At 67.3% G+C, this 22,886-nt stretch carries 21 protein-coding genes; 15 read left to right on the top strand and 6 right to left on the bottom strand.

Annotation, left to right across the window (positions count from 1 at the left end; all coding sequences use genetic code 11):
* The first annotated feature begins 247 nt into the window (after positions 1-247).
* Positions 248-865 carry a LysM peptidoglycan-binding domain-containing protein gene (locus EV137_RS36750; protein ID WP_134132799.1) on the top strand — a complete coding sequence of 206 codons (618 nt, stop codon included), beginning with the start codon at positions 248-250 and terminating at the stop codon, positions 863-865.
* Here the strand turns inward: EV137_RS36750 and EV137_RS36745 are convergent, their stop codons facing one another.
* Positions 866-1,435: a GNAT family N-acetyltransferase gene (locus EV137_RS36745; protein ID WP_238175814.1), complete on the bottom strand. Its 570-nt coding sequence runs from the start codon at positions 1,433-1,435 to the stop codon at positions 866-868.
* Between the two features lie 74 nt (positions 1,436-1,509).
* Between EV137_RS36745 and EV137_RS36740 the strand changes: the two genes are divergently transcribed.
* Positions 1,510-2,112, top strand: a complete 603-nt coding sequence (locus EV137_RS36740; RefSeq protein WP_238175813.1) for a TetR/AcrR family transcriptional regulator — start codon at positions 1,510-1,512, stop codon at positions 2,110-2,112.
* On the opposite strand, the gene EV137_RS36735 is transcribed toward EV137_RS36740, so the two are convergent.
* Positions 2,105-3,049 (bottom strand): nucleoside hydrolase, encoded by a 945-nt coding sequence (locus EV137_RS36735; RefSeq protein WP_134132796.1) that lies wholly within the window; start codon positions 3,047-3,049, stop codon positions 2,105-2,107. The genes EV137_RS36740 and EV137_RS36735 overlap by 8 nt on opposite strands.
* Positions 3,050-3,072: 23 nt before the next feature.
* On the bottom strand, positions 3,073-3,381 hold the full coding sequence (locus tag EV137_RS36730) for a metal-sensitive transcriptional regulator (protein ID WP_130387805.1): 309 nt from the start codon (positions 3,379-3,381) through the stop codon (positions 3,073-3,075).
* A 157-nt stretch (positions 3,382-3,538) separates the two neighbouring features.
* Here EV137_RS36730 and EV137_RS36725 point away from each other — a divergent pair, with 157 nt between their 5' ends.
* The 5 genes from EV137_RS36725 to EV137_RS36705 all read left to right on the top strand — a co-directional run bounded on the left by EV137_RS36725 (position 3,539) and on the right by EV137_RS36705 (position 11,651).
* Positions 3,539-4,969 carry an MFS transporter gene (locus EV137_RS36725; protein WP_134132795.1) on the top strand — a complete coding sequence of 477 codons (1,431 nt, stop codon included), beginning with the start codon at positions 3,539-3,541 and terminating at the stop codon, positions 4,967-4,969.
* 326 nt (positions 4,970-5,295) lie between these two features.
* Positions 5,296-5,790 carry a transcriptional regulator NrdR gene (gene nrdR / locus EV137_RS36720; RefSeq protein ID WP_130387741.1) on the top strand — a complete coding sequence of 165 codons (495 nt, stop codon included), beginning with the start codon at positions 5,296-5,298 and terminating at the stop codon, positions 5,788-5,790.
* A 106-nt stretch (positions 5,791-5,896) separates the two neighbouring features.
* Positions 5,897-8,797, top strand: coding sequence for a vitamin B12-dependent ribonucleotide reductase (locus EV137_RS36715; protein ID WP_134132794.1), 2,901 nt, complete (start codon positions 5,897-5,899; stop codon positions 8,795-8,797).
* Between the two features lie 87 nt (positions 8,798-8,884).
* A complete protein-coding gene (locus EV137_RS36710) occupies positions 8,885-10,516 on the top strand; it encodes a helix-turn-helix transcriptional regulator (protein ID WP_134132792.1) in 1,632 nt (543 codons plus the stop codon).
* Positions 10,517-10,577: 61 nt separating this feature from the next.
* Entirely contained in the window at positions 10,578-11,651 is a 1,074-nt protein-coding gene (locus EV137_RS36705; protein ID WP_134132791.1) for a class I SAM-dependent methyltransferase, read from the top strand.
* Positions 11,652-11,659: 8 nt separating this feature from the next.
* On the opposite strand, the gene EV137_RS36700 is transcribed toward EV137_RS36705, so the two are convergent.
* On the bottom strand, positions 11,660-12,484 hold the full coding sequence (locus EV137_RS36700; RefSeq protein WP_134132790.1) for an aldo/keto reductase: 825 nt from the start codon (positions 12,482-12,484) through the stop codon (positions 11,660-11,662).
* 200 nt (positions 12,485-12,684) lie between these two features.
* Between EV137_RS36700 and EV137_RS36695 the strand changes: the two genes are divergently transcribed.
* The 6 genes from EV137_RS36695 (at position 12,685) to EV137_RS36670 (ending at position 20,052) form a co-directional block, all read left to right on the top strand.
* On the top strand, positions 12,685-13,314 hold the full coding sequence (locus EV137_RS36695) for a hypothetical protein (RefSeq protein ID WP_133791506.1): 630 nt from the start codon (positions 12,685-12,687) through the stop codon (positions 13,312-13,314).
* A 76-nt stretch (positions 13,315-13,390) separates the two neighbouring features.
* Positions 13,391-14,056, top strand: coding sequence for a Crp/Fnr family transcriptional regulator (locus EV137_RS36690; RefSeq protein ID WP_166680124.1), 666 nt, complete (start codon positions 13,391-13,393; stop codon positions 14,054-14,056).
* A gap of 114 nt (positions 14,057-14,170) precedes the next feature.
* Entirely contained in the window at positions 14,171-15,052 is an 882-nt protein-coding gene (locus EV137_RS36685; RefSeq protein WP_134132787.1) for a hypothetical protein, read from the top strand.
* Positions 15,049-17,115, top strand: a complete 2,067-nt coding sequence (locus EV137_RS36680) for a hypothetical protein (protein ID WP_134132785.1) — start codon at positions 15,049-15,051, stop codon at positions 17,113-17,115. The genes EV137_RS36685 and EV137_RS36680 overlap by 4 nt, the downstream gene beginning before the upstream one ends.
* Before the next feature lie 347 nt (positions 17,116-17,462).
* Positions 17,463-18,602 (top strand): hypothetical protein, encoded by a 1,140-nt coding sequence (locus EV137_RS36675; protein WP_134132784.1) that lies wholly within the window; start codon positions 17,463-17,465, stop codon positions 18,600-18,602.
* Positions 18,603-18,810: 208 nt separating this feature from the next.
* Positions 18,811-20,052 (top strand): hypothetical protein, encoded by a 1,242-nt coding sequence (locus EV137_RS36670; RefSeq protein WP_134132783.1) that lies wholly within the window; start codon positions 18,811-18,813, stop codon positions 20,050-20,052.
* 59 nt (positions 20,053-20,111) lie between these two features.
* Here the strand turns inward: EV137_RS36670 and EV137_RS36665 are convergent, their stop codons facing one another.
* On the bottom strand, positions 20,112-20,405 hold the full coding sequence (locus EV137_RS36665; protein WP_238175812.1) for a hypothetical protein: 294 nt from the start codon (positions 20,403-20,405) through the stop codon (positions 20,112-20,114).
* Positions 20,406-20,543: 138 nt separating this feature from the next.
* Between EV137_RS36665 and EV137_RS36660 the strand changes: the two genes are divergently transcribed.
* On the top strand, positions 20,544-20,897 hold the full coding sequence (locus tag EV137_RS36660; RefSeq protein ID WP_134011425.1) for a helix-turn-helix domain-containing protein: 354 nt from the start codon (positions 20,544-20,546) through the stop codon (positions 20,895-20,897).
* Positions 20,898-20,949: 52 nt separating this feature from the next.
* Positions 20,950-21,153, top strand: coding sequence for a KTSC domain-containing protein (locus EV137_RS36655; RefSeq protein WP_134011427.1), 204 nt, complete (start codon positions 20,950-20,952; stop codon positions 21,151-21,153).
* Between the two features lie 301 nt (positions 21,154-21,454).
* Here EV137_RS36655 and EV137_RS36645 read toward each other — a convergent pair whose 3' ends face one another.
* Positions 21,455-22,126, bottom strand: coding sequence for a class I SAM-dependent methyltransferase (locus tag EV137_RS36645; RefSeq protein ID WP_134132781.1), 672 nt, complete (start codon positions 22,124-22,126; stop codon positions 21,455-21,457).
* Positions 22,127-22,886 lie beyond the last annotated feature (760 nt).

The following is a 22,886-nucleotide window of genomic DNA, read 5'->3' as shown; positions in this document are numbered from 1 at the left end:
TGTTTGTTCGGGTGTCAGGTTATAAGGCGCACGCGGGGTGCTGCCGCGGCAGGGAATTTCCTGGGCGTGTCCTGGTTGGAAGTGGTTGCGTGAGGGGCGGCTGTCGGTTAATCATTCGTACAGACGTTCGATCGAACAGGTGTTCGGGCGGTCGGACGGGGTTGGTCCTCCGGAAACTGTCGGAGGCGGCCGGTAGACAGGACTCGACACCGCAGGACGCGCACCGAACAGAGGTCTGGAGGACCCGATGAGCACAGCAGCCGTAGCGGCCGACGCACTGGGCCGACACCGCTCGCCGGAGGCCACCCCGCCACGCCGGCGGCCAGCACCCGCTCACCGCAACCCCGTCCCGGCCGCCCGCACCGACGCGCGGATCACCCCGGCCGCCCGCACCGAGGCGCCTGTGACCCCGGCCGCACGTGCTGGATCGCCGGTGAGTCCCGCCCCGACGGTGGCGCCGCGCCGGCGTCCGCAGATCGAGGGTGCGACCACCGACCGGATGCCGGTTCGCGGGTGCTCGGGCGACGACCTCGGCCGCCGTGCGGCTGTGCAGCCCGAGCCGGCCACTCTCCGGCTGACCCGACGCGGCCGGATGCTGCTGACCGCCGTGTCCGTCCTCGTCTTCGGTGCCGCGATCCTCGTCCTCGGCCTCCGGGTCGCCGGCGTCCTCGAGCCCGGCCCGCACTTCACCCACACCGTTCCGGTGCAGGTCGCCCCGGGGCAGACCTTGTGGTCCATCGCCCAGGACACCAACCCCGGCCAGGACCCCGCCGCGGTCGTGGAGAAGATCGCCGACGTCAACAACCTCGCCACGCCCGCGGACATCATCCCCGGCCAGACCCTGCAGATCCCCGTCGCCGGCTGATCAACCTCGCCCGGCGCGCCATTCGTCCTCGAGCAACGCGTACACGTACTCGTTGCCCCACTCGCCCTTGAACTGCAAGGCGTGCAGGTGATGCGCCTCGCGCCGCATCCCCAACCGCTCGAGCAGCCGCGCCGAGGCAGTGTTCCGGTCGTCGAGAATCGCAACGATCCGATGCAGCCCGAGCTCCTCGAAGCCGACCCGCAGCATCTCCCGCGCAGCCTCCGCCGCGAGCCCCTTGCCCTGGTAGTCGGTGTGCAGCGCGAACCCGATCTCGCCCTGGCGATCGGCCTCGCTCGCCCACTTCAACAGCACCTCACCGATGACGGTCCCGGTCTCGCGTAGTTCGATCGCCAGCACCAGCCACTGACCGTCCGCGGTCAACTCACCCTGCGGCAGCTTCCGCTCCAGCGCGGCCCGCGTCTCCTCCCGGTTCCGCGCCGGCCACGGCGTGTACCGCACGACCTCCGGCCGTGAGTGGAACGCGAACAGGTCGTCCAGGTCGTCCATCCGATGCGGCCGCAGCTCCAGCCGCTCGGTCAGCAGCGGGTACGCGGGTCGGAATCCAGTCACGGCACCATCCTCGGCTAAGCTGTCTAATGACGTTAGACAGTACCCACCATCCACGACAGCGGACAACAGATTTCGTGACCAGACGCGATCCTTCGTCGCATGCGGCGGCCGGCATCACCGTCGCCGCGATCGCCGACGCCGCCCTGGCGATCATCCACGCCGACGGTGTGGACGGCCTCACCATGCGCGCCGTCGCGGAGCGCCTGAACGTCCGCGCCCCGTCGCTCTACCACCACGTCCACAACAAGTCCGAGCTCCTCGACCTGGTCGCCCGGAACGCGTTCGACCAGTTCACGGCCGACAAGACGGCGTACGAGGAACTCACGACTGTCGACGAGTGGATCGAGCTCACCCGGTCCGGCTCGCTAGAGCTTCGCGCCTTCTATGCGGACCATCCAGGCCTGGCCGGGCTGATGCAGTCGAAGGCGACGCCGGACCGCGACCAGGGTGCGGGCTCGCGAGCCGAACTCATCCGCGCCCAGATCGACGCCCTCGTGCGCATCGGCGTACCGGAGCCCGAGGCGCGTCACCTTTTCGAGGTCACCGCCCGATGGAGCCTGGCCGCGGTCGTCGCGGACCACGCCGACGACACGGACCTGTTCGCCGACGGCCTCGACCTGTTCCTGTACGGCGTACGCGCCCGCCTTCTCGAGGTAGGCGGGTGTCTGATCAGCTGACGGTCGCCAGCCACAGCTCGGCGTACCGTTTGCCGTCCACTGCCGTCGCGACCCGGATCGTCGCCGCCGGTCCGTGAGGATCGTTCGCGACGTCCGACGCGCCCCGCGTGTCGACGATGGTCCGCCCGCGCGACCAACTCCCGGACAGCTCGATGCGCACCGGGTACTCCTGCGTCGTCAGGCCCGACGGATCGATCACCGCGCACACCGCGCCGCCGTCGCCGATGCTGCCGCCGTCCGACTGGTACCGCTCGCTGCGCTTCTCGATCAGCTTGCACGCCAGCTCAGCCGAGGGCGACCCGCTCAAGGCGCGCGCCTGCTCGAGCGTGACCACGACGTCGTAGAAAACATCCAGCCCGTACATGGTCACCGCGATGCCGAGGTCCCTCGCGGCGGCCAAGACGATCGCGGCCGCCTCCGGATCGGTCCAGATGTTGAACTCCGCCGCGGCTGTCGCGTTCCCGATCCCGGCCGCACCACCCATGAACACGATCTCGCGCAGACCGCGCGCCGCCTCCGGATAGGTTCGCAGCAACAGCGCGATGTTCGTCAACGGCGCCAACGGGATCCACGTGATGAGCTCACCGGTCGCCGCCGCGTCCAGCAGTACGTCGCGGAGGAGTTCTACGGCATGCCGCGGGTCCGTCGACCGCGTCGACCGCGGCCAGTCCAGATCCCCGAGCCCGTCTTCACCGTGGACATGCCGCGCTGACCGCACCGGCTGGATCAGAGGTACGGCAGCCCCGCGGGCAACCGGGACATCGGGCCGGCCTGCGGCGTCGAGGACCGTGAGCGTGTTGCGTACGACGTCGTCGATGCCGACGTTGCCGCCGACGCAGGTCACTGCCTTCAGATCGAGCTCGGGGTGCCGTGCCGCCAGCAGTAGCGCGCACGCATCGTCCAGGCCTGTGTCGACATCGAGAATCACCGGCTTCATGCGCACATCCTCAGGCACGCCGGTCAGGAGCGCACCAGCCGTGCGATCGCGGCGGACGCTTCCTTGATCTTCGCGTCGGCCTCCGGCCCGCCGGCCGCGGCGGCGTCGACCACGCAATGCGTGAGGTGGTCGTCGAGCAGACCGAGCGCGACGGATTCGAGGGCCTTCGTCATCGCCGAGATCTGGGTGAGGATGTCGATGCAGTACTTCTCGTCCTCGACCATGCGCTGCAATCCGCGGGCCTGGCCCTCGATCCGCTTCAGCCGCGCCAGGTACGCCTTCTTGTCGCCGATGTAACCGTGCTGCGCATGCTCGTCGACCGGTTCGGTCACGCTCACCACATCCTCCCTGGGTCCCGCCGAACCCTATCGCCCGCCGGGTCGCCCTTGTGTTTCCAATGATACCCCCCTAGGGTATCGGTCATCCTTCAGTTCTCGACTGAACCCACTGCGGTCTGGGGTCATACCCCATACCGGTAAGGAGTTACATATGAGTGAGACGAAGTCGTCGCGACGGTGGTGGGCGCTCGCCGTCATCGCCGCGGCGCAGTTCATGGTGATCATGGACACCTCGATCGTCGGCGTCGCGCTGCCGAAGATGCAGGCCGAGCTCGGGTTCGGCCCGGGCAACCTGTCTTGGGTGTTCAACGCGTACGTCGTGGCGTTCGGCGGGCTGTTGCTGCTCGGCGGCCGGTTGTCGGACCTGCTCGGCGCGCGTCGCGTCTTCGCGGCCGGCTGGGGCGTCCTGCTGGTCGGATCGCTGGTGGCGGGCCTGGCGACCGGCGTCGGTTCGGAGCTCGCCGGCCGGGCCGTCCAAGGCATCGGGGCCGCGCTGATCGCACCGTCCGCCCTGACCCTGCTGATGATGTTGTTCGGCGCGAACCCGCGTGAGTTGAACAAGGCGATCGCTTTGTACGGCGCGGCGGCGCCCGCGGGCGGTACGGCGGGTGTGTTCCTCGGCGGCGTGATCACCGAGTACCTGTCGTGGCCTTGGGTGTTCTACCTGAACGTTCCGATCGCGCTGGCTGCCCTGCTCGCCACGCCTGCCCTGATGCCGCGGGCCGCGGGCCGTACCGGATCGGTCGACGTGTTCGGCGCGCTGACCGTGACCGGCGGACTCGCCGCGGGCGTCTACGCCATCGTCCGCGCGCCGGAGGTCGGCTGGGCATCGGCTTCGACGGTGCTCGTCGGTGCGCTGGCCGTCGTACTGCTCGGAGTGTTCGTCGCAGTGCAGGCGAAGCGGCGGGAGCCGTTGATGCGGCTCGGGATCCTCGCGACGCCGAACCTGGCCGCCGCCAACATCGCGCAGTTCCTGCTCGGCGCGGCTTGGGTGCCGATGTGGTTCTTCCTGAACCTGTATCTGCAGCAGGTCCTCGGGCTGAGCGCGTTCCCGAGCGGCTCGGCGTTGTTGCCGATGACCACGCTGACCATGGTCGGGATGATCGTCGTCGCGCCGCGCGTGATCGCCAAGGTCGGTCCGAAGAGGACCTTGGTGGGCGGTATGGCGGTCCTCGCCGCGGGCCTGGTCGGACTGTCCCTGATCCGCCCCACCGGCTCGTTCTGGGTCGACGTACTGCCGGGCTCGCTGGTCGCGGCTGCCGGGATGTCGCTGGCGTTCATTCCCAGTCTCGGTATCGCTCTGTCGTCCGCGCGTCCTGAGGAGGGCGGTCTGGCGTCCGGCATCGTGAACACCAGCTACCAGATCGGGTCAGCCCTCGGGCTGGCGGCGATGACCGCGGTGGCTGCTGCGAACGGGGCCGACCTGCTGGACGACGTCGTGGCGTTGACCGAGGGGTACTCGGCGGCCGTCGTCGGCGCGGCGGTGATCGCGGCGGTCGGCGCCGTACTGGCGGCCGTGTCGCTGCGGACTCCGCGTGCCCCGGCCGAACCCGAACGGCAGTCCGTTTCGACCACCCGATGATCTGTGGACAAGCTCCCCAGGGCGGCTTCGGCCGGTCCTGGGGAGTGGTCTGTGCGGGCCGTAGTTTGCGCCTCGAAAGGGTCGTCGCGGTGGCGCCACGCGGGAGTACACGGGGCCGCGTGAGTGTTGGAACCTGTGACACGCGCGGGCAATCGGGGCGTGCTTGCAAACTGTCGGAGCAGCGATCTAGGATCCCTAGATGTAGTGGTTACACGGGTGTAATTTTCCACAGGTAGTGGTTGGTTGCACACAGGTTCTACACAAGTTGTCCCCAGGCTGATCCACAACGCACCCCCTCGGGGTGGGTACGGGAGGAGTGATTCGTCGTGCACTGTCCGTATTGCCGACACGCCGACTCCCGGGTCGTCGACAGCCGGGTGGCCGAGGACGGCGGAGCGATCCGCCGCCGCCGGCAGTGCCCGGTCTGCGAGAAGCGGTTCACCACCGTCGAGCAGATGCAGCTCACGGTCGTGAAGCGCTCCGGCGCGACCGAGCCGTTCAGCCGGGAGAAGGTCATCAACGGGGTCGGAAAGGCGTGCAAGGGCCGGCCGGTGAACGCCGACCAGCTCGCGCGCCTGGGTCAGAAGGTCGAGGACGCGCTGAAGGGCAGCGGCTCGCCGGAGGTGCCCGCGCACGAGGTCGGACTGGCGATCCTCGGGCCGCTGCGGGAGCTCGACGAGGTCGCGTACCTGCGCTTCGCGAGCGTGTACCGGCAGTTCGAGTCCGCCGACGACTTCGAGACGGAGATCGCGCTGCTGCGGGCCGAGAAGGAGCCGCAGGGCACCGAGCCGGACCCGCTGAAGCCGACCCAGCAGACATAAACCGGGGGAACGGCAGTTCCAGGTAGTCGCAGTAGTGGCGTTACGCAGTACTCCAACGGGGCGGTCCCGACAGACCGCGGCAGTAGACACAGGGCGAGGAGCAACCATGACAGAGACGGTGACCGGCCACTCGGGGTCGACCAAGAGGTCGGCGGCCGGGTTCCGAGGGCGCAAGAACGCGCCCACGGGACTCACCATCGAGCGCGTCTTCAGCACCGAAGGCGTCCACCCGTACGACGAGGTGACGTGGGAGCGTCGCGACGTCGTGCAGCAGAACTGGAAGACGGGTGAGACGGTCTTCGAGCAGCGCGGAGTCGAGTTCCCCGACTTCTGGAGCGTGAACGCGTCCACCATCGTCACCACGAAGTACTTCCGGGGCGCCATCGGCCACGACAACCGCGAGTGGAGCCTCAAGCAGCTGCTCGACCGGGTCGTGAAGACCTACCGCAAGGCCGGCGAGGAGCACGGGTACTTCACCTCGCCGAAGGACGCGGAGGTGTTCGAGCACGAGCTCACCTGGATGCTCCTGCACCAGTACTTCAGCTTCAACTCGCCCGTCTGGTTCAACGTCGGCACGTCCTCGCCGCAGCAGGTGTCGGCCTGCTTCATCCTTGCCGTGGACGACTCGATGGACTCGATCCTGAACTGGTACAAGGAAGAGGGCCTGATCTTCAAGGGCGGCTCCGGCGCCGGCCTGAACCTGTCCCGGATCCGCTCCTCGAAGGAACTGCTCCAGTCCTCCGGCGGTACGGCGTCCGGCCCGGTGAGCTTCATGCGCGGCGCGGACGCGTCGGCCGGCACCATCAAGTCCGGCGGCGCCACCCGGCGCGCGGCGAAGATGGTCGTGCTGGACGTCGACCACCCCGACATCGAGGAGTTCGTCGACACCAAGATGCGCGAGGAGGAGAAGATCCGGGTCCTGCGGGACGCGGGCTTCGACATGGATCTCGGCGGTCGCGACATCACCTCCGTGCAGTACCAGAACGCGAACAACTCGGTCCGGGTCTCGGACGAGTTCATGCGGGCGGTCGAGGCGAAGGGTGAGTTCGGGCTGCGCGCGCGGCTGGACAACTCGGTGATCGAGACCGTCGACGCGCGGACGCTGTTCGACAAGATCGCGCAGGCCGCGTGGGCGTGCGCCGACCCGGGCCTGCAGTACGACGACACCATCAACGACTGGCACACGACGCCGGAGACGGGCCGGATCACCGCGTCCAACCCGTGCTCCGAGTACATGCACCTGGACAACTCGTCCTGCAACCTCGCGTCGCTGAACCTGATGAAGTTCCTCCGCGACGACGACCTGTTCGACTCGGAGAAGTTCGTCAAGGCCGTCGAACTGATCATCACCGCGATGGACATCTCGATCTGCTTCGCGGACTTCCCGACCGAGGCGATCGGCGAGACGACCCGCGCGTACCGGCAGCTCGGCATCGGCTACGCGAACCTCGGTGCGTTGCTGATGGCAACGGGTCACGCGTACGACTCCGACGGTGGTCGCGCGCTGGCGGGCGCTATCACCTCGCTGATGACCGGTACGTCGTACAAGCGCTCCGCCGAGCTGGCCGGCATCGTCGGCGCGTACGACGGCTTCGAGCGGAACAAGGACGCGCACACCCGGGTGATGCGCAAGCACGCCGCGGCCAACGACGCGATCCGGACCCTGCACGAGATCGACAAGGACGTCCAGAAGCACGCCACCGCGGCGTGGGAGGGCGTGCTGAAGATCGGCGCCAAGAACGGCTGGCGGAACGCGCAGGCCTCGGTGCTCGCGCCGACCGGCACCATCGGCTTCATGATGGACTGCGACACCACCGGTATCGAGCCGGACTTCTCGCTGGTCAAGTTCAAGAAGCTGGTCGGCGGCGGCTCGATGCAGATCGTCAACCAGACCGTCCCGCGGGCGCTGCGCCAGTACAACTACACCGAAGAGACCATCGAGGCGATCATCGAGTACATCGCCGAGAACGGTCACGTCGTCGACGCCCCGGGCCTGAAGCCGGAGCACTACGAGATCTTCGACACCGCGATGGGTGAGCGGGCCATCAAGCCGATGGGCCACGTGCGGATGATGGCGGCGGCGCAGCCGTTCCTGTCCGGCGCGATCTCGAAGACGGTGAACCTGCCGGAGACCGCGACGGTCGAGGAGATCGCCGACGTCTACTTCCAGGGCTGGAAGCTCGGCCTGAAGGCGCTCGCGGTCTACCGCGACAACTGCAAGGTCGGTCAGCCGCTGGCGGACGGGAAGTCTGCGAAGAAGGCTGCCGCGGATTCGGTCGAGCCCGCTGTCGCCGAGAAGATCATCGAGAAGGTCATCGAGTACCGGCCGACCCGGAAGCGCCTGCCGAAGTCGCGGCCGTCGCGGACCACGTCCTTCACGGTCGGTGGCGCCGAGGGGTACATGACCGCCGGCTCCTACCCGGACGACGGTCTGGGCGAGGTCTTCCTGAAGATGGGCAAGCAGGGTTCGACGCTCGCCGGGGTGATGGACGCCTTCTCGATTGCGATCTCGATCGCGCTGCAGCACGGCGTACCGCTGGAGACCTACGTCCAGAAGTTCACCAACCTGAAGTTCGAGCCGGCCGGTCTGACCGACGACCCGGACGTCCGGATGGCGCAGTCGATCATGGACTACATCTTCCGCCGCCTGGCGCTGGACTACCTGCCGTTCGACGAGCGGGCCGCGCTCGGTATCTACTCGGCGGACGAGCGGTCGCGGCAGCTCGACACCGGTTCCTACGAGCCGGCCCCGGTCGAGGTGTCCGAGGCCGAGTCCCTGAAGACGGTCGAGCCGGTCGCCGAGATCGCGGATGCTCCGGCGAAGCCGGCCGACGCGGCAGCAGCCAAGCCGATCAAGGGCGAGGCCCACACCACGGCCGAGATGCTGGAGCTCATCACCGGCACCTCGGTGGACGCCCCGCTCTGCTTCACCTGCGGCACGAAGATGCGCCCCAGCGGTTCCTGCTACGTCTGCGAAGGCTGCGGCAGCACCTCCGGCTGCAGCTGACCTGCCGCTGACCATCAGCTGACAGCGCCACGGCCCCCGGGAACTTCCCACTTCCCCCGGGGGCCGCAGCGCGTCTACCGTCGAGTCGTGGAGGGGATCGACGGTCTCCTCGCAGCCGGGGAGAAGGCGCTCGGCGCCGGGGACTGGGTTGCGGCTCGGGCCGCGTTCGGTGACTCGGTCGGGATCTCGGCAACGGCACGGGGCCTGGCCGGGCTGGGTGACGCCCAGTGGTGGCTCGGCGACGTTCGTACGGCGTTCTCCTGCTGGGAGCGGGCCTACGCCGAGTTCCAACGTACCGACCCCGGTCAGGCTGTGTTCACAGCCTTGGGCCTGAGCCTTCTGTACGACGCCAACTTCGGCGACCGCGCCGCGGCGCGAGGCTGGGCCGCGCGGGCCGTCCGGATCGCGTCGCAACTCGGCGATCCCGTCGTGAGTGCCTGGGCGTCGCTCGCCAGGGCAGGTTGTTCGGACGACCCGCCACAGGTCGCTGCCTGGTCCGAGGCGGCGTACGAGATCGCGGCCGAGGCCGGCGATCGCGACCTGGAGCTGTGCGCGTTGAGCCTGTGGGGAGCGGCCCTGATCAACCAAGGACAGGTGCTCGAGGGTACGGCGCTGCTCGACGAGGCGCTCGCGGGCGCGCTGGGCGGTGAGGGCACCCGGCCAGACACGGTGGTTTTCACGAGTTGCTTGCTGATGAGGTCCTGCGTACGCGGCGCCGACTTCACGCGCGTCGTGCAGTGGACCCGGTCGCTCGACGGCTTCATCGCCCGCTACGGCTGCCCGTACCTGCACGCGACGTGCAGGGCGTCGTACGGCGCTGTTCTCGCCTGCACCGGCGATTGGCCACGGGCCGAGATCGAACTGACCGCGGCCGCCGAACTCGCGCAGGAGTCACTGCCCGCCGTGCAAGCGGAGGCCGCCGCGTTCCTCGCCGACCTTCGGCTGGCGCAAGGGCGGTTGGCTGAGGCCCGTCGACTCCTCACCGGGTTCGAAGACCGCACCATCGTGCAGCCGGTCTTGGCAGCCGTCTACTTGGCCGGTGGCGAGGCGGCGTTGGCGACCTCGCTGATCCAGCGCCAACTCGGTCAGACCACGCCGCTGGAGGAGGCTCGGTTCCGCGAGGTGCTGGGGCAGGCGTGTCTGATCACCGGTGACACCACCGGTGCTGCCGCGGAAGCTGCGCGTCTGACCGCGCTCGGTTCGGCGACAGACAGCGGGCTGATCGCGGCGCGCGGTGCACGGCTGTGCGGACAGACCCTTGCGGCCGAAGGCAGGTCGCGTGAAGCGGTACTGCGGCTTTCCGCGGCGCAGACCTGGTTCGGCCTGCTGGAGATGCCACTCGAGGTCGCGCGGACCCGGATGATGCTGGCCGACGCCATGTCGTCCGGCGACCCGGCGCCCGCGGTTGCCGAGGCGCGGATGGCACTGGCGGTGTTCGAGGATCTCGGCGCCGCGGCGGACGCCGACGGGGCGGCCGCCTGGCTCCGAGCAGCAGGCGCGAGCGCGGCCCGTCTCGGACCTCGTGGTGCCGGATTGCTCACGAAGCGCGAACTCGACGTACTGAAGATCCTTGCGGAAGGCCTGCCGAATCCGGAGATCGCGGCCCGTCTGTACATCAGCCGACGTACCGTCGAGCACCACGTGGCGAGCATCCTGTCCAAACTCGGCGTACGGAACCGGACCGAAGCCGCCGCCTACCTCACCCGGGTCAGCGAATAGGCGAATTCACCGATGCCAGGTGCTGTCCCTCGCAGACATGCTGCTCTGGGAGGTAACCATCATGACCGAGGCATTGCTGGACACCACCCGCATCGAGACTTTCGGTGCGCGGATGGGAGACGTACTGAACGACGGGATGCTCGCGCTGCTGATGAGCATCGGACATCAGACCGGCCTCTTCGACGCGCTGGGGGAGTTGCCCCCGGCAACCAGTCACGAGGTCGCCGGCGCGACGGGACTGAACGAGCGGTACGTGCGTGAGTGGCTGGGCGCGATGACCGCCGCCCGAGTGGTCGAGTACGACGCCGGTCGGACGACGTACTGGTTGCCGCGCGAACACGCCGCGTTCCTGACGCGGTCGGCGGGACCGGACAACCTCGCGGGCGCGACCCAGTTCATCGCTCTACTGGCCGGGGTCGAGTCGCGGCTTGTCGAATGCTTCCGTCACGGTGGCGGGGTTCCGTACGCCGAGTTCACGGAGTTCCATCGATTGATGGCCGAGGACAGTGGCGCGGTCTTCGACGCCGCGTTGCTGGATTCGATCCTGCCGCTGGTGCCTGGGCTTCCCGACCGGTTGGCGGCCGGCATCGACGTCGCCGACATCGGATGCGGGAGTGGCCATGCGATCAACCTGATCGCGTCGGCGTACCCGCGCAGCCGGTGCGTCGGCTACGACTTCTCGACCGAAGCCGTCGCCGCGGGTCAGGCGGAGGCGTCCGCGCTGGGGCTCGCGAACGCGGAGTTCGTCGTCCGGGACGCCGCGACGCTGGGGGAGTTCGAGCGATTCGACCTGATCACCGCCTTCGACGCGATCCACGATCAGGCTCGCCCGGCCGATGTCCTGGCCGGCATCGCGGCAGCACTCCGGCCGGGCGGCGTCTTCCTGATGGTCGACATCGAGGCGTCGAGCAAACTCGAGGACAACGTCGACCACCCGTTCGCCACCTTCCTGTACGGCATCTCGACCATGCATTGCATGACGGTGTCGCTCTCCCTCGGCGGCGACGGCCTCGGCACCGTCTGGGGCAGGCAGAAAGCACTCGAGATGCTGGCCGACGCCGGCTTCGCGTCCACCGCCGTGACCCACATCGAGGCCGACGCGTTCAACGCGTACTACATCGCACGCAAGGGCTGAGGAGCTTGCTAGTGGCCGGCGTGGTCCGAGTCGGCCGCGGGCCGGCCGGTGCCGTCGAGGGCTGCCAGCGACGCGAGCTCGCCGTCGGTGAGGTCGAAGTCGAACACCGCCAGATTCTGCGCAAGCCGCTCCCGATCGGCTGACTTCGGAATCGGTACGACGTCCTGCTGCGTCTCCCACCGCAAGACAACTTGTCCCGCGGATCGGCCGTGGGCCTTCGCGATCTCCTGAACCGTCGGGTGGCTCAGGAGATCCGTGCCTTTCCCCAGCGGGCTCCATGCCTCGGTCACGATGCCGTGCCGCTGGTGGAACGCACGTTCGGATGTCTTCGTCCACACCGGGCTGAGCTGGACCTGGTTCACCTCGGGCGCGACGCCGGTTTCGTCGATCAGGCGTTGGAGGTGCGTGGGCTTGAAGTTCGACGTACCGATCGCGCGGACCAGGCCAGCCTCCCGGAGCGCGATGAGACCTTGCCATGCCTCGACGTACCGGTCCTGCTCGGGATTCGGCCAATGGATGAGCAGGAGGTCGAGGTACTCGACGCCGAGCTTCTCCGCGCTCGCCTCGAACGCCTGGCGTGCGCCGTCGACGCTGTGCCAGCGTTTGTTGAACTTCGACGTCACGAACACCTCGTCGCGCGGGGCATGCTTCAGCGCCCGTCCGACGCCGACCTCGTTCCGGTAGTTCTCCGCGGTGTCGATCAGTCGGTACCCGAGCTCGAGCGCCGTACTCACCGCCCGCTCGGCATCCGCGTCGTTCATCGGCGATGTCCCGAGCCCGACCCGCGGCATCGCGGTTCCGTGACTCAACGTGACCATTGGAACCTGACTCATCCGGTCTCCTCCTTCGGCGTACGCGCCCAGCCACGATAGGCCGATCACGGTCCGCACCCGCCGCCGCGGTCACCCGATTCCGCCGTACGGCGTACGGCTGGGACGGGCTGTCTCAGGGCCGGGATATCCGTACGCGAACTGTCGGATCCGTGGGTCATCATGGTGCGACGGGCGACGAAAAGCGTTGGAGGGGTGGGCGTATGAAGAATCGGCTGGTCACTCTCGTGGATCTCGGTCTGGACAGTTCGTTCGACGCGTCGATGTCGTTCGTGCAGGGGATCACCGGCAACATCAACGCCGGCTGGGACCAGCCCTTCATCGACGTGAACTTCGTCCGCACCCGCGACCACGAGACCGCGTTCTCAGCCCTCACCACCCCGTCGACCGTCCTGCACGTGATGGCACACGGTGATCACAGCGAGGAGCCGTCCTTCCTGTCCACCGACGGCGAGACCCAGGTTTCGCTGAAGTCCCTCGCCGACTGGTTCCTCGATCACCAGTGGGGTATCGCCAGCGGCGTCGTCATCGCCGACGGCTGCAAGACCGGTATCGGCAAGTGGCAACGCGCCATCCGTGACTGCATCCAGGGCGACGTCACCTACATCGGCACCAGCACCGTCATCGGCTGGTACGAGGCCACCGTTTTCTGCTCCGCATTCTACGGCGCTCTGGTCCGCAACCGAGGCCTCGGCCGCACCCCCGCCGAACAAGGCTGGGACGCCGCCAACCGAGCCATCCGAGCCTACGAAACCCTCACCGACAAACCCTGCCCCTACAAACCAGTCCTCCTAACCCCCTCCCGCCAAGCCCTCCGCTCCCTAACCGGCTAACCGACACGCAGAGCGATCGCCACGGTCTGTGCCGCATGCGAAACTTTCTGTGGTCCCAGCGGGTGAGGCACGGGGTGTGATCGGTTTGGGTTCGCTGCAGACGTTCCAGGACCTCATCGGCGCAACATTGTGGAGAGAACTCCTCCGTCGCGGCTCGCTGCGCAGCTTCCATCCAGGCCGCACGATCCTCCGGCAGGGCGATCCTGGTGGCTTCGTCTTCGCTCTTGAACATGGTCGGGTCAAGCTCTTGGCCCGCGCCGAGGACGGTGCAGAGCTCATGCTCACCGTCCGCGGCAGCGGTCACCTGATCGGCGAGCTCGCCGGCGACGCGTCCGGCCGTCGTACCGCCAGCGTCGAGACGATCGACCGCTGTACTGCGCACTACCTGGGGCGATCTGATTTCGACCGCTTCGTCGACGAGCACCACCTGCGCGATGTCCTGCACCAGTACCAGCGGATCAAGTTCGACCAGGCGGTGAACCGTCAGGTCGAGCTCGCTCACCGACCGGCCGTACGGCGCATCGCGAGGCTCCTGCACGACGTTGTACTAGCCGCACCACCGGGCCTGCCGAATCCGGAACGGATTCCTTTCACCCAAGAGGAGCTGTCGAGTTCTCTAGGGATGGCCCGGAGCACTGTGGCCGATCAACTCGGGAAACTCCGTGCCGCGGGTGCCCTCGCACCGGGACCGCAGCTCGTGGTGGCCGACCTCGCACGCCTCGGCGAGTGGGCCGCTCGTTGACAGCAGTCGTGGTCCAGCTCACGCCCGCGCTGTCCGATTCCGGACAACCAGACTGACTCGTTCTCGGAACTCTGGTCTCACCGGATCACGCCAACGAACTTGGAGGTTGCTCCCATGACCACTCCTCAAGACTCAGGATTCGGAGTCGGCCCGCTGCCGCCGTACCGCTCGATGCTGGTAGTCGACATGAAGGACTACAGCGGCGCGCCGGGCCGGCAGCACGCCCACCTGAACGCCGTCATCCCGGAGATCCTGCAGAGCGCCTTCGCGCGCTGTGCCCTGGAGGGATTGTGGAACGAGATCTCGTTCGCAGACTCGACCGGGGACGGTTATGCCATCGGACTGCCTGCCGAACGTCTGCCCTTCCTCCTGAACCCCTTCCTCGGCTCCCTCCAAGACGAACTGACCGATCGTAGCCGGATGCTGACCGCAGCCGGATTCGCTGACATCCGGATGCGGGTCAGCGTCACGGTCGGCCCGGTCAGCGATTCCGGAGCAGACGGCGTGTCCGACGGGGCCGGGAACGCGCGGGTCGAGCTCCATCGGCTGCTCGACAGTGAGCCAGTGCGCGATCTGCTGACCCGCTCGGGTGACGCGACCCGGGTGGCCGCGATCGTATCGGCGCGTGCCTTCGAGGACGCCGTCGCGGCCCGCTACACGGACGAGGACCCGGATCTCTATGTCGCAGTGCCTGTGAAGGTCAAGCGCTACGAAGGACAGGCGTATTTGCGTGTGCCGCTGCCCTCGGGCGACCTGCTGACCAGTGGATTCCGTTCTGCAGAGGATCCGGCTGGGGAGCGGTCGAGGGCCGAGCAGCTGGGTGAGGTTGTTCCGGAGCCGAGGCAGACCGCACGCGTCGAGGACAACACGAGATATCGCCGTGGTGGGGTCGGCAGTATCGCCGGCAATGTCGGCTCGATCGTCAGCGATCCGACCGGACCGACGAACAGCGGATCCGGCACCCAACACAACCACGCAGCGCATGAGCCGCGATGACAGCCGATGAGCTCTCCATCGGCACCCGGCAGGGCGGTGCCGGGGATATCGGAGGCAATGTCGGTGGCGTCGTCACGGACCCGTCGGCTCCGGTCAACACCGGCGCAGGGCAGCAGATCAACTACCTGGGGAGCTACTACGCGATCCATACCCTCGCGGCGGATGATGAGCTGAGTTCTCGACGGCGTCCGTACGGCGTTGCGGGGACGGTCGAGCAGATCGTGAGGCTCAGGGACATTTTCGTCGAGCCGCCCGGCTTCGCAGAACTGGCCGAACGGGTTCGTAAACCCGGCGCAGCGATCGTCCTGAGCGGTATGCCTGGAACGGGACGGCGGTCTGCCGCCAGGATCCTGCTGTGCGGTTCGGAAGGGACGCCGACGCCGCTCCGCGAACTCTCGCCCGACGACTTGCTGGACTCCGGCCACTTGTCGGCCGAGGCCGTGGCCGAGGGCGAGGCACTGGTCGTCGACGTGGCGGATGTCGACGACGAGACTTTTGCGCGGCTCGAGGTCGAGTTGCGGCGCTGTCGCGCTCTTGCCGAGAGCCGGCACGCACATCTCGTGGTGATCGCGCACGCGCGGCAGGCGGAGCTCGTCCTCGAAGACTGGCACGGAATGGTCGTAGATCTGCTTCGACCTGATCCGTGGAGGGTGCTTACGGCGCATCTCAGGTCCGGATCGATGATCTTGGACCGTCGCAAGGTCCGCGAAGAGGATCGTGCTGTCTTCGAGCACCTTCCGCTGCGAGAGGTCGCACGGGTCGCAGGCAACCTCCTGCGTGATCGTCAGCGGGACGACATCGCCGATCGCTTCACCAGAGCCGTTGCCGCATTCGTTGACCACAGCGATGCAGTCTCTGCACTCGTCGCGCAGCGGGCGGGCGTCGAGGATCGGACTCTGCTGTTGGCGGCGGCCCTGCTTGAGGGAGGCTCGGTCGATGCGACGTTCTTCGCCGAGGAGCAGTTGAAGGAGTCGCTGCGGTACAGGGCGGAGGATCCGGATCACCGGCTCGCGCAGACAGGCATCGTCGACAGGATCGCCAGGCTCACCCTCGAGGGCACGACCGGCAGCCGGTTGCGGATCTCGGACGAAGGCCGGGTTGCCTTCAATCAGCCGGCTTTCGGCGCGGCCGTCCTCTCACATTTCTGGGACGCCTATCCGGATCTTCGAGCGGAGTTCGCTGACTGGGTCGGTCGATTTGTCGAGAGCCGACGGTTGTCGGCTGGCGAGGGAGGATTGATCGCAGCACGATTCGCGGAGCAGGTTGCGAGGACCGGGAGCATTCATGATCTGAGCAAGGTGGTGCAGGCGTGGGCGCTGCACGGTCGTGACGATCTCCGCGAGCTCGCGGTGCGCACACTGGAAACGGTTCTGCTCGACGAGCGCAGTGGGAACTCGATCCGAAGCTATCTCTACAAGAATTCTCGGAACCGCAAGCTGCCAACCCGGCTCGGGGGCGTGATGGTCCGAGTATGCGCTACTGCGCTTCTGGAGATTCAGCCCAGACAGGCCTTGATCCGGTTGCGCTGGCTCAGTGACCACCCGTCGTCGACCGGCCTGGAGGCGCGCCGGGCGATCGTCGATGTGTGTGCGGACAACGCGATGCTGGAACTCTTCCTTACCGTCTTGACCGACCGCGAACGCTTTGACGGCACACTGTTCCGGGCCGTTGTGTCTCCGGTGCGGCTGACCGGCGGAGCGCCTGCGCCGCTTGAGAATCCGCGATTCGCCGACCTGGTCATCGGCGAATGGCAGGCGCTGCTGGCTGATGCCTCCGACGCCGACTGGGAATCTGCGGTCGCGCCATGGCTGGATCGACACGCAACGCTGGTTTCGACAGACGATTCGATTGCCGAGTTGATGCTCGGAGCAATCGTCGCGCTGTGCGCGAACGACGTACGGCGACTCGCGCAGCTCTATCGGATGACCGGCGCCCGCCTCCGTGATCCTGCTGGCAACGCAACCACAGACCGACGCGCGGCGGCTGCAGCGGTCATCCAGGCGGTACGCACCGCCGTCAACTGTCCGGCGAGCGCACCGAGCGCTGAAGGAGAACACTCATGAAGTTGCATCGAACGTCACTGTTCGTCGCGCTGACGATCGTCGTCCTGGCCTCCGTCGCCGCGCTGATCACCGGCTGGCCTGGCTGGCTGTTCGGGCTGTTGACCGCGCTCGTCCTGGTGGCACTCGGCTTGCGGGCTTCTTCGCTCGGAGTTCCACAGGTCGTTGCGAAGGAACATCTATCCGCCGAGGTCCCGAGCTCGGAGGAGGAGCCCCCTATTCCGTGGTACGACGTCGCGGGGGTGCGCTTGTCCTCGGCCACGAAGGGATGCCGGTTCGAGTTCGCAGCTCGCGTGCTCTGGTCGCCGGTCCGCCCGGACTTGTCGGAGAGCGAGGCGCGGAGTGTCGCGGTGGATGCACTGCTCCGCCGTGCCGAGGCGATGGCGGAATCTCGAGCGGCTGACGAGACGGAACTCGCGCACCACAGCGTCGCAGCGCGCCTGGCCTCACCGGAGTACGACAACCAGCGGCGTGTGCGTGTCTGGGCTCAACAAGTAGAGCTCCGGCTTCCGGCCTCCGACTCCGAGTACCTGCGGCGGATAACCGAGCTCCGTCGACGTGAGGTCGCCTCGGAGATCAACCGCAAGATCGAGCAGGAGCAGCGTGCCTATCTCCGTGACGATGTGTTGGCGTCGCCTGGATCAACAACGGTCTGGTGGCTCAACCAGAACCTTGATCAGGTCGACCGAGCCGTGGAGCTCTTCGGTACGTTCGCCAACCTGTCCGCAGCGGCTCACGACCGCCACGAGACCACGTCCATCGGTAGCGAAGCCGGGTTTGGAGCTCGCCGGGACGAAGCCGCTCTTGCCGGGCTCTCGTCCATCCGAGACGAAGACCCGACCACAGCTCCGCGGATGGGCGGGAACGCATCGAACGGCTGGTCAACTGCGGAAGATGCTTCGGCAGGAACCATTCAGGTCCGAATGGACTTCGACGCAGCTGTCGAACGGCTCCTCGACGATCACCCCGAACCCGAACGGTCGCTGAAGGCCGACTCCCTGGCCATGCTGGAGACCCGCTTCGGCCGCCCCGATCGCGCCGATCGCATCCGCGAGCTCTTCGACACACCTGGAGAGCCGTCGTCCTCATCCGCATTGGGCGACTCAAGCAGCGGGCCGACGTCGGCGCTCCCGTCGACTGTCTCGACCACATCCGCGAACCCCGCGGGCGCGGAATCCTCTGCTGCTACTGCGCCGTCGGGTGCCGATCCGTTTGAAATAGTCGAAGCCTCCACCGATGCGCCCACGACTGTCCAGGAACCGCACGGAGCGGCGCCATTGACCGTGGAGGACACATCGCGGCCGGAGGCCATCGCGACGGTGCCGTTCACGAGTGCGGCAGACGTTGCATCCACCGGCCGACCTGGGATCGAACAGCGCGCCGCTGCCGAGTATCGCGAGCAGTTCTACTCCTCCGGCGAGAGCACCATCGTGCCATCCGATGCTGATCACCCGACTGAAGAATCTGGTCACAGCGATCCCAATGGCTGAGTCGGAGCCAGGAGGACCGGCCGTGTGGAGGGATCGGCCGGTCCTCGCTCTGTGCGCTGAACAAGGCAGTTGGGGCCGACTCACAGGCGGCCCTGTTCGCTTGTCCTCTCCGCAGGTCTACGACACGCGCGCGGCGGCTACTTTGCGTTAGGCGTGTGAGACTTTTCTGGACTCGTCGTCCGCCTGACGCCGGTGAAGGAACGCCGCTATGAAACTCCACCGGAACTCTCTCCTCACGGCCGCCGCGATTGTGCTGGTTCTGTATGTCGTTTCGCTGATTGTCGGGCTGCCGGCGTGGGCGGCTGTGGTGTTGACGCTGGTGCTGTTGGTGTTGCTGGCCGTTGTGTGGAAGCAGCCCGACGAACCTCGCCCTGCGGCCACGAAGCAGGCGCCGGCGCCTTCCGTCGTACTCCCGGATCCCGAGCCGGTCTTCTCCGGACCGCCGTCCCGGACAGTTGCCGATGTGCGGTTGCCGTCGGCTTCGCCGGACTTCCAGTTCAGCTTCTCGGCCGTCGTGCAGTGGTCGACGGTGCTGTCGGGCTCGCGTCACGCGGACCTCGGCGCGGTCGCGGTCGATGCTTTGCTGGAGAGGGCGCGAGCGCTGACCGTGCGGCAGCAGGTGACCGAGGAGTCGCTCAACCAGCACCGCTTGGCGGCCCTTCTCGGCGAGCCGGCGCTGGACGAGAAGGGGCAGGTCCGGAGTTGGGCGACCGAAGTACGACTGCGGCTGCCGGACGCGGATCAGAAACATCTTCAGCACCTCGCCGCCCTGCATCGGCGCGAGCAGACCACGCTGCTCGAACGCCGGATGGAGCAGGACAAACGCGCGTACCTGAAGGACGACGTCTTCGCCACGCCTGGATCGGCAGCGGTCTGGTGGATGGTCAACCACCCGGGCGAGGTCGAGACGGCGCTCGGCCTGCTCGACACTCTCGCTGAACTGTCGGCCGCGGCGAACGATCTCCCGGTACGGCGGACAACCGCCGAGGAGATCGAACGCCAACGGCCGACCCGCGCCGAACTCGCCTTCAGCACGGCAATCGAGAACCTCACCGACGCCAACCAGGACGACATTGCACCGAGCCAGAACCCCACTGCTCCGGATCAGGGCAGCAGTGCTCCGGGTCAGGGCGGCACTGTTCCGAGCCAGGACGGCACTGTTCCCGGCGAGGACAGCATCGCTCCGAGCCGGGGCGGCACTGCTCCGAGTCAGGGCGGCACTGTTCCGAGTCGGGAGGGCACTGTTCCGAGTCGGGGCGGCACTGTTCGGGGCGAGGACAGCGCCGCTCCGAGCTGGGACTACTCGGGGAAGTCGGCTCAGCGTCCGGTGCCGAGGCACGCCGGCGCGGGGAAGGACGGCCGTCATGAGACCGGTCCCGTGCAGTCCGAACTGAACGGCTCCAGCTCCGAGCCGGGCACGACGTACCGGGAGCAGTTCTTCACCGAATAGGCCGGTGAGGCGGGCTGTCTGCAGGGTGGACCCGCCCCACCGGAGTCGAGTACGCATCGCTAGTCGTCCAGCCAGCGGATCGTGGTCGCGCCGTTGTGTCCGTGGATGCTCAGGAGCGCGTCGATCCCGTCCTGCCACACGGTCGTGGTCGGGTAGTGGCCGCCCCAGCGCAGTGCGACTGTCCCGTCGCTCCACTCGACTCCCTCCGCGACGACGCCCGTACCGCTGACACCGGAGACGTCGCGGTACCGGACCAGTTCGAAGCGGCGTGGCCCGGATTTCCTCGCGATGCGCAGATGACGCTGTCGCGTGGTGCGCAGCAGCGTCGCGGTTCTCCCGCTGATCTCGTCCATGGCCCAAGTCAACGCGCGCCCGGGCGTCCTCACCAGGAACTCAACCGGTATCCACAGCGCACAAATTCTGCCCACCGGCGTTCACCGAAACGAATATTCTCATTGCAGGGAGTAACTGACACGCAAGGGAGAGCACGGATGACTGTCATCGAGGAATGGACCGGCCGGCATGCGCACGCCCTGCGTACGGCGCTGCGGCTGACGAACGAGGCGTTCGCCGAGCAGCTCGGCATCTCGCCGCGCACGCTCACGAAGTGGCGGGAGAGACCCGAGCTCGTGCCCAGTCCCTTTCTCCAGGAGGCCCTCGACACCTACCTCAAGAAGGCGCCGCCCGAAGCCCATCTCCGGTTCGCGGCGAACCTCGGCCTGGACCAGGATCGGGGACCGATCGACAAGACCGTGCTGACGCAGCTCAACACGGCGCTCGGTGATCTGACGCGTGTCCTGGCACGCTTGCAGGCCGAGGACCCGGAGCGATCGCCCTCGCCTTGACCGCGGGAAAGGCAGACTGGGCGGCGCAGTGCGAGCGCGGAAGGAGCCGTGGATGAGGCGACGCCTGGTGAACTCGTCGAGCGTGCGATCGGTCGGATGGTCCGACGGCACGCTGGAGGTCGAGTACGTCAACGGCTACACCTACCAGTACTTCGACGTACCGCAGCCGACCTATGCGGCGCTCCTGGCCGCACCGAGCATCGGCGCGTACGTCAACAAACACATCAAGCCGTACTACGACGTTCGCGAACTCTGAGTTTCCGCACGTCACACACCGGGCACCTGTAGGCGTCCGCACGGGGGTGCGCACAATCCGGGAGGTGGAAATGCGCACTCGTAGAGCGTCGACCAATGGGTCCCGCGTCGTTGCGATCGTTCTGGTGGTCTGGTTGTTCATTGGACTGGCAGCTGCCGCGCAACGGAACTACTTCTCAGGCTCCGATGCGACCTGCGCACGAGTCGGTACGATTTTGGTGACGGTCGTCGCCGGTCCGCTGAACTACATCGGCGCCAACCCGAAGATCGACTGTTCGGCACCTCAGCCGTCGCGATAACGGCTACGGCGAGGCCGGGGCTCTCCAGGACAACGTGTAGCGCCAGAACAGGCTGCGGCTGACCCGTGCCCCCGGGAGGATGCGCTTGGCCGCGACGGCGATCTCCTCGAACGATTCCGCGGCCATAGCGGTCGGTGCGGTCATGTGCGTGGGGATCGTGTGTGATCGTCGCGGGTGCTTGGCGATGCCAACGATCGGGTTCAGGATCATCGAGGCGATCGACCACGGAAGATCTGCCGGCGCCTCGCGGCTGACGCCGACCACGACGAGTCGGCCGCCCGGGCGCAGCAACTCGCGCGCCTTCTCGAGCGTGGCGACCAACGGCAGATGGTGCAGCACCGCCACGAAGGTGATCAGGTCGTAGCTGCTCGCGTGGAACTCGTCGAACGGCTGCGTCAAGATGCGGACGTTGGCGAGATCTGCTGTCGTGCGCCGAGCCTGTTCCGCGGTCGGGACATCGCGCTCGACGCCGGTGACCGCGGGAAAGACACCGGCGAGCCGGTGAACGAGGTTTCCTGTCCCGCATCCGACGTCCAGGGCCTCTGTGCCGCCGGCTGCGCGGACGCGACGTGCATGGTGGAGTACGAGCGCCGCGTAGACGTCGTTGTGGGACCAAGGGTGCGCTTCGTTGAAGCGAGCCAGGGCGGCCAGCGCTCTCTGAAAAGCACGAGACATAGAGCGACAGTATCGACGGCTCGGGGCGCGGTTCGTACCGTCAGCTGTGCGGGAATAGGTCTCGGGGGAGGGGGGTTACACATCATGCCGTCCGGAACATGACCCCGGGCCTCAACCTAAGCCGCTACGAGCGGCCACTCGCCGAGAGGCGTCTGCTGGGCGGTGCGGTACGTGACAGGTGGGAGCCGACCGGCTCCCACCTCGTCGTCTTCCTGGCCGTCTCGTACGTCGTCCCTCGGGCGTCTCACGTGGTGCGTGGGGCTCCGGCCGAAAACGACTTGTGTGGGTGCGGCATGATGGAAGTGTCGCTCGCGGAGACGCGTGCGAGTGGAGTGACCAGAGGGACCAGCACTGCTTCCCTCGACGCTGGACGACGGCGCCGAGGGCAGGTGCCGGGAGGCTCGGACGAGGGTCCGGGACCCCGATTTGCATCTGCACCGCGAATGTCAGTAATGTTCTTCTTGTTGGAGCGAGGCGCAGGACGCGAAAGCGGCCGGCCCTTCAACAAACTCCCTGAAGGTCTCGGAAGCCGAAACACGCCTCGGCGGGTTTCGGACACTGGGTCACGCAGGGAGACTGGATCGAAAAAGGCCGATTTGACCGGCTGGAAGCGAAACAGTAAAGTTGGGCGAGTTGCCCCGGAGCTTCAAACGAAAGTCTGAAGCGCGGTGTGCGTCCGATTCTTGAGAACTCAACAGCGTGCCGAAAGTCAATGCCGAAATTGTAGTATCCCCGTTCACAGGCATTGGATGATTCTTCT

Origin of the sequence: Kribbella pratensis (assembly GCF_004366075.1) — a bacterium.
Taxonomy (GTDB): domain Bacteria; phylum Actinomycetota; class Actinomycetes; order Propionibacteriales; family Kribbellaceae; genus Kribbella; species Kribbella pratensis.
The sequence above is the reverse complement of the archived record's forward strand: the minus strand, read 5'-3'. Positions and strand labels throughout refer to the sequence as shown.

Bases quoted from the DNA above. Each gene is read 5' to 3' on its own strand.
- EV137_RS36750 (WP_134132799.1), top strand. From the start codon at position 248: ATGAGCACAGCAGCCGTAGCGGCCGACGCACTGGGCCGACACCGCTCG.
- EV137_RS36735 (WP_134132796.1), bottom strand. From the start codon at position 3,049: ATGAAGCCGGTGATTCTCGATGTCGACACAGGCCTGGACGATGCGTGC.
- EV137_RS36725 (WP_134132795.1), top strand. From the start codon at position 3,539: ATGAGTGAGACGAAGTCGTCGCGACGGTGGTGGGCGCTCGCCGTCATC.
- EV137_RS36715 (WP_134132794.1), top strand. From the start codon at position 5,897: ATGACAGAGACGGTGACCGGCCACTCGGGGTCGACCAAGAGGTCGGCG.
- EV137_RS36705 (WP_134132791.1), top strand. From the start codon at position 10,578: ATGACCGAGGCATTGCTGGACACCACCCGCATCGAGACTTTCGGTGCG.
- EV137_RS36700 (WP_134132790.1), bottom strand. From the start codon at position 12,484: ATGAGTCAGGTTCCAATGGTCACGTTGAGTCACGGAACCGCGATGCCG.
- EV137_RS36695 (WP_133791506.1), top strand. From the start codon at position 12,685: ATGAAGAATCGGCTGGTCACTCTCGTGGATCTCGGTCTGGACAGTTCG.
- EV137_RS36685 (WP_134132787.1), top strand. From the start codon at position 14,171: ATGACCACTCCTCAAGACTCAGGATTCGGAGTCGGCCCGCTGCCGCCG.
- EV137_RS36680 (WP_134132785.1), top strand. From the start codon at position 15,049: ATGACAGCCGATGAGCTCTCCATCGGCACCCGGCAGGGCGGTGCCGGG.
- EV137_RS36670 (WP_134132783.1), top strand. From the start codon at position 18,811: ATGAAACTCCACCGGAACTCTCTCCTCACGGCCGCCGCGATTGTGCTG.
- EV137_RS36665 (WP_238175812.1), bottom strand. From the start codon at position 20,405: ATGGACGAGATCAGCGGGAGAACCGCGACGCTGCTGCGCACCACGCGA.
- EV137_RS36660 (WP_134011425.1), top strand. From the start codon at position 20,544: ATGACTGTCATCGAGGAATGGACCGGCCGGCATGCGCACGCCCTGCGT.
- EV137_RS36655 (WP_134011427.1), top strand. From the start codon at position 20,950: ATGAGGCGACGCCTGGTGAACTCGTCGAGCGTGCGATCGGTCGGATGG.
- EV137_RS36645 (WP_134132781.1), bottom strand. From the start codon at position 22,126: ATGTCTCGTGCTTTTCAGAGAGCGCTGGCCGCCCTGGCTCGCTTCAAC.